At 46.8% G+C, this 824-nt stretch carries 1 protein-coding gene; it reads right to left on the bottom strand.

Annotated features, from left to right (window positions below; all coding sequences use genetic code 11):
* A protein-coding gene (locus PSI22_RS21270) for an IS5 family transposase (RefSeq protein ID WP_273581462.1) occupies window positions 1–776 on the bottom strand; the annotation gives its coding sequence in 2 pieces (ribosomal slippage) (window positions 1–434 and window positions 434–776; 777 coding nt annotated over the 2 pieces). This gene is flagged as partial in the annotation.
* Window positions 777–824 lie beyond the last annotated feature (48 nt).

Genomic DNA, 824 nt, shown 5'->3' with positions numbered 1-824 from the left:
TGCGGTTTTTTCGTAACGGGTTACGATACGCCGATTTCCTTTAAGAAAACCGAAACAGCGTTCGACAACATTGCGGTCACGATAAGCCTGTTCATCAAATTGCGTACGACCATCAGCACTGCCTTTTTCATTGATTTTATAAGGAATAACGCTCTTTATCCTCAATTTACGCAGATAACCGCGGAGTTTTCCGCCCGAATAGCCTTTATCTGCCAGCACGGCTTTGCCGCGTCGTTTCATGAAACCATTTTTGCGCTGTATGCCAATGCCGTCGAGTAAAGGGATGGCAGATTGACTTTCGTGGGCTTGCCCCGCCGTCAAAATCAGGTTGAGGGGAAAACCCTTTCCATCGGTTGCCAGGTGGATTTTGGTGCCATAACCACCGCGTGAGCGACCCAGCGCATGATCGTCAGCGATATCGGGATGTTTTTTTTCGCCCCAGCGGCATCTTTACTGGCGCGAATATTACTGCCATCCAGACAAATTTCAGACCAGTCAATCAAACCTTTTTCATCCAGAATGGACAGTAACCGGTTAAATATCTTGTTGATAATGCCTGATTTTGACCAGCGATTAAATCGGTTATAAACCGTTTTCCAGGGACCATAGCGTTCCGGTAAATCGCGCCATGGCGCCCCTGAGCATAGCACCCAGAACATCCCATTCATCACACGACGATGTTCAACATGTGGACGTCCTGCTCGCTTTGAATGAATAGGGGGCAGGCAAGGTTCTATCAATATCCATGCCTCATCAGGAATGTCGTAACGTGCCATCATCTTTTTCCCGTATTGAAAACAGTTCAGATGATAATACTATCAATT

It is taken from the genome of Xenorhabdus aichiensis, assembly GCF_028598775.1.
GTDB lineage: Bacteria > Pseudomonadota > Gammaproteobacteria > Enterobacterales > Enterobacteriaceae > Xenorhabdus > Xenorhabdus bovienii.
Note: the sequence above shows the minus strand (reverse complement) of the source record. Positions and strands in the feature narration are given on the sequence as shown.